Below are 5,200 nucleotides of genomic sequence, written 5' to 3' on the forward strand. Positions count from 1 at the left end.
GTTGCGCTCAGACCCGCGACGACGGCGACCGCGACGACGTGGGTTGCGTGGTGCTTCTTCGCCTTTGTCGTCCTGTTTAGTTTCGACATTATCGGTACTTTCTGTTTTCGCTTCGGTTTGCTCTTGAGGTGCGCTTGCCTGGCGATCATCAGTATCTTTGCGGCTCTTACGACGACGACGGGACTTCGTCGGCTTTTCAGTCTTTTCTTCTGCGACCAGAGGTTGGTCTGGCTCTGGCTGAATGGTGATGATTTCGTCGTTGTCTTTTTTCTGTCCGCGGCGACGGTCATCACGACGGCGACCTTTTTTGCCGCTGTGCTGTTTGCGTCCAGGGCTGCGAGGTTCTTTTTTCTCTGGTTCAACTGCTACAGGCTCTTCTTTCTTAACTTCTTCCTGAACAGTGCTTCCGCCAAACAGGCTGCGGAAAATACGTCCAAGCAGGGAGCCGCTGTCTTTAGTTTCTACAGGGGCAGGTGCCGCAGGTGCTTTAGCTTCTGTTGCCTGCTCAGTGGCAACTGCTTCTTTCGGTGCAGGTGTCGCGGGTGCAACGGTGCGCACAGCTGCTTTTTCACGTTGAGGTGCTGGCTTGGTCGCAGTTTCGATCTCTGGCAGCTGCTCTTCTGGTTCTGGCTGCAGCGTGTAGCTAGCATCATTCGTTGTTGCGACTGTGTGGTCGTCACGCAGGCGGACAACTTCGTAGTGTGGCGTTTCCATATTCGGATTCGGCACGATCACTACGCGTACGTCGTGGCGCAGTTCAACATCATGTACTGCATGACGCTTTTCGTTCAGCAGGAAGGTCGCGACCGTGACGGGCAATATTGCGCGAATTTGAGCTGTGCGATCTTTTGCTGATTCTTCTTCGATCAGGCGAAGGATGGACAGTGCCAGTGATTCGGTGTCTCGGATAGTACCCTGGCCGCTACAGCGAGGGCAGACAACGCCGCGGCTTTCTGCCAGTGATGGGCGTAGACGCTGACGTGACATTTCCAGCAGTCCGAAGCGGGAGATGCGGCCGGTCTGTACGCGAGCGCGATCCAGTTTGAGTGCGTCACGCAGGCGGTTTTCAACTTCGCGCTGGTTTTTGATCGGTGTCATATCGATGAAATCGATAACGATCAGGCCGCCAATATCACGCAGGCGCAGCTGACGAGCGATTTCATCGGCTGCTTCCAGGTTGGTGTTCAGGGCGGTTTCTTCAATATCGCCGCCGCGGGTAGCGCGAGCGGAGTTGATATCGATGGATACCAGTGCTTCAGTCGGATCAATAACGATGGAGCCGCCGGAAGGTAGTTTCACTTCACGCTGAAAGGCGGTTTCGATCTGAGTTTCGATCTGGAAACGGTTAAACAGCGGGGTTGCTTCGCTGTAGTGTTTGATCTTCTGGTCGTACGACGGCATGACCTGAGTGACGAAGTTTCGCGCGTCGTTATACACGGCTTCGTCGTCGATCAGTACTTCGCCGATGTCGGCGCGCAAGTAGTCGCGGATCGCTCGAATAACAACGTTGCTTTCCTGGTAGATCAGGAACGGTGCTTTGCGGGCTTCAACTTCTTTGATGGCTTTCCACAGGGTGGCCAGGTAATCCAGGTCCCACTGCAGTTCTTCGGTCGAGCGGCCGATGCCCGCGGTGCGAACGATAATACCCATCTTGTCCGGGATATTTACGCCGTCCAAGGCTTCTTTCAGCTGAGCGCGATCGCTGCCTTCAATGCGTCGGGAGATGCCGCCAGCACGAGGGTTGTTAGGCATCAAAACAAGATAGCGGCCAGCAAGGCTGATAAAGGTCGTCAGAGCGGCGCCTTTATTGCCGCGCTCTTCTTTATCGACCTGCACGATAACTTCAGTGCCTTCGCGGAGAACCTCTTTGATATTAGGGCGGTTGCCGCGCTCAGGCTGTTTGGAGAAGTATTCGCGAGAGATCTCTTTCAGTGGCAGGAAACCATGGCGTTCCGCGCCATAGTCTACAAATGCAGCTTCGAGACTAGGTTCTACGCGGGTAATACGGCCTTTGTAGATGTTAGCCTTTTTCTGTTCACGGGAGCCGGATTCGATATCCAGGTCATACAGGCGCTGGCCATCTACCAGCGCTACGCGCAACTCTTCAGGTTGAGTTGCGTTAATCAGCATTCTTTTCATTGGTTTGAACGTTCTCTTTAAGAACGCAGTTCAAGCCTGCTGTCCCAAATCTTGCGCGTGAAGCGCTATCCTGTCCTGTAAGGCATAGTGGTCATGTCAGCGCAACAGCCTCGAAAGGCCGTGTGTTGAATCATATACGCGCACAACGGCTCACGCGGTACAAGGGCTAAAAGCGCTGTACTACTGAGTCTTATTGTTGTGTGACCATACCGATAGCAATCGGCGACCGGTATGTCTGCCTATCGGTGGAGGAAACTACAGCCTCTGTTATTCTTCTGATTCGTTGTAGCTGCCCATAGGGCAGGTTCCTGGCTGAAGTGCATCTCCACCTCCGACCGGACCTTATTTGAAGGCCAGTAGGTGAAATACGTTCTGAATTATAAATTCTTTCTGCTTACGCATTATTGCGTTTGTTGTGGGGCGGCACGTATAGGGTGCCTGCTCACTTTTCAGCATGAATTGGCAACTAGTCGCATAAAGATAAAGCCAACAGCCCACAGCAGCGGTAGAATATAGCAGCTATCACACTAAGCATCAATTCGATGCGTCGGACACTATCTTATTAATATGTCAGAAAAAATTAGCAGCCCAAACGCTGCCGTAAGGTTTGTAGAAATTGCTGCCGACTTTGACGGTCAGCGAATCGATAATTTCCTGCGCACCGAGCTAAAAGGTGTTCCAAAAAGTCTCATCTATCGCATTCTGCGAAAAGGTGAGGTGCGCGTAAATAAGAAACGCGTAAAGCCTGAATACAAGTTGCAGGGGGGAGATCTTATACGTATCCCGCCTGTGCGGGTGGCTGAGCGCGCTGAAGCACCTAAGCCCTCGGATAATCTGCAGCGTGTACTGGAAGACGCCATTCTTTATGAAGATAAAGACCTGATTGTTGTCAATAAACCCTCGGGTTTGGCTGTACATGGTGGTAGTGGCGTCAGTCTGGGATTGATTGAAGCCTTTAGACAAATCCGACCTGAATGTCGCTTTCTTGAGCTGGTGCATCGGCTTGATCGTGATACGTCCGGTTGTATTATGATTGCCAAGAAGCGCAGTGCACTTAAATTTATGCACGAAGCTTTGCAGAAAAGTCGGATCACCAAGATCTACAATGCGTTGGTGGACGGTGCCTGGTCTGACAGGAAGCGTAGGATTGACGCGCCGCTGCGAAAGAATGAACTGAAGTCAGGTGAACGTGTTGTTAAGGTGCAGGCTGATGGCAAAGCGTGCCTGACAGAGTATAAAGTGCTGCGTCGAATCGGGCGGTTGGTGACGCTGGTGGAAGCAAGGCCGATTACAGGTCGTACCCACCAGATCCGTGTTCATTGTCAGTTCGCGGGTCACCCCATTATCGGTGACGAGAAGTATGGTACCGATCAGATGAACCGCAGAATGCGGGATGAGGGCATAAAGCGTTTGTTTTTGCATGCTGCAGAGCTGCGTATCCCTCTACCGGGTGGCGGCCGTATGGTCATTAAAGCACCACTGGATAAACAACTGCTCAGCGCAATGGATGCGTTGGACGTTTAGTCGATTGAAAATGATAGGCTGAAATTGATGTCTGAGATAATCAGCAACGAAACTTTTTTTAGTACCGCCGAACGCATTATGAATGAAGGTGGTATTCCTACACTGGACGTAATGTCTGACACCCTTGGGTGTGACGTAGATACCCTTAAAGAGCCTTATGAAGCTTGGTGGGGCTTGCTCGCGGATCGCATGCGCAGTGGAACGCGATCTGTCGACGTGAATATTCAGGACGTACCAGAGGTGATTAATTCGGCGTTTTCGCGCATCTGGAACGAAGCACTGCATGAGGCACACAGTCACTTTAGTCTTGAGCGTCGTTATGAAAAGGTGGGTGAGGAAGAGCAGCATCGCCATAACGAGGAAGAGTTGATCCGCTCCCGCGGACGTGTAGATGAAATTGAAGATCGTCTGCGTGCTCAGGTCGAGCGCACGAATGAAGCTAATGTTCACGTCAAAGCCCTTGAGGCTGAAGTGAAGGCGCTGAAGGCGAGCCTTGAGTCTGAGACTGGGCAACGTAAAGATGAAGAGCATCGTGTTTCTGATCTGGAGCAGGAATTAGCTCAGATGCGTCGGGCACGAGACGAAGCGCGTCGGGTGTTTGAACAGCGTCTTAAGGATGAGCAACGTAATGCGCTGGACACGGTTAGCAAATCTGAAGCCGATGTTCGCTACTACCGTGGTTCTCTGGAGAAGGTCCGTGAAGAGAGTGGCAAGAAAGAGTCTGCGCTGACAAAAAGCATCCACGACCTGAAAGCTGAGTTGGCGAAGAAAGACGTTAAGATCGAAAGTCACTTTACGCAGATTAAAAGTCTGGAAGCCGAGCTAAAATTAGTGAAGCAGAGTCAGGGCACGACGAACAGAGATATTTCAAAGTTGAACAGTCAGCTGCTGGCCGAGACAAATAAGACGAAGCGACTTGAAGAAAAGGTTGTTTCGTTGCAGGAAGAACTGCGCGTTGCTCAGCAAAAGAAAGTCGCGTCAAATAATGAAGCGTCCCGGCGGGAAAATGCCATTCGTGGTCAGCTCAGTGAGCGGGATGATGAAATGGTGAGGATTCGGGGGCGGAATATTACGCTCGAAAAGCGTCTCATCGCATTGGATGAGGAAGTGCGCCGTTTGAAAGCCGCGCAGTAGCAGTGTCTGGGTGGTGATCTTTTTATGCTAACCTGTTATAATAAAATCACTGTTAATTACTAAAAGTTTAGTTTTCCCTTGGGAGTAACCTATGAAACTGCAGCAGCTTCGCTACATATGGGAGGTTGCCCGACACGATTTAAACGTATCGGCGACGGCACAGAGTCTTTACACATCTCAGCCAGGTATCAGTAAGCAGATCCGGTTATTGGAAGACGAGCTGGGCGTAGAGGTGTTTGCGCGCAGTGGTAAGCATTTGACTCGCGTGACACCTGCGGGTCAGGCAATTCTGAGTGTGGCTGGCGATATTCTGCAAAAAGTAGAGAGTATCAAGCAGGTTGCGCAGGAGTTCAGCGACGAGAAGAAAGGCAGTTTGGCGGTGGCGACGACCCACACGCAGGCA

At 51.6% G+C, this 5,200-nt stretch carries 4 protein-coding genes; 3 read left to right on the plus strand and 1 reads right to left on the minus strand.

Annotation, left to right across the window (positions count from 1 at the left end):
• Positions 1 to 2,139 (minus strand): ribonuclease E (gene rne / locus ABYW01_RS13390; RefSeq protein ID WP_372833494.1); only part of this gene is annotated, 2,139 nt, incomplete at its 3' end.
• 567 nt (positions 2,140 to 2,706) lie between these two features.
• Between rne and rluC the strand changes: the two genes are divergently transcribed.
• The 3 genes from rluC to ABYW01_RS13405 form a co-directional block, all read left to right on the plus strand.
• Complete coding sequence (gene rluC / locus ABYW01_RS13395; RefSeq protein ID WP_372833496.1) at positions 2,707 to 3,663, plus strand: 23S rRNA pseudouridine(955/2504/2580) synthase RluC; 957 nt, start codon at positions 2,707 to 2,709, stop codon at positions 3,661 to 3,663.
• A gap of 27 nt (positions 3,664 to 3,690) precedes the next feature.
• Positions 3,691 to 4,797 carry a hypothetical protein gene (locus ABYW01_RS13400; protein WP_372833497.1) on the plus strand — a complete coding sequence of 369 codons (1,107 nt, stop codon included), beginning with the start codon at positions 3,691 to 3,693 and terminating at the stop codon, positions 4,795 to 4,797.
• Between the two features lie 91 nt (positions 4,798 to 4,888).
• A partial coding sequence (locus tag ABYW01_RS13405) for a LysR family transcriptional regulator (protein ID WP_372833499.1) occupies positions 4,889 to 5,200 on the plus strand: 312 nt, incomplete at its 3' end.

Origin of the sequence: Pontibacterium sp., from assembly GCF_041587635.1 — a bacterium.
GTDB lineage: Bacteria > Pseudomonadota > Gammaproteobacteria > Pseudomonadales > Balneatricaceae > Pontibacterium.

What these genes read in the sequence shown, in the direction of transcription:
- rluC (WP_372833496.1), top strand. Translation starts at nt 2,707, where the DNA reads ATGTCAGAAAAAATTAGCAGCCCAAACGCTGCCGTAAGGTTTGTAGAA.
- ABYW01_RS13400 (WP_372833497.1), top strand. Translation starts at nt 3,691, where the DNA reads ATGTCTGAGATAATCAGCAACGAAACTTTTTTTAGTACCGCCGAACGC.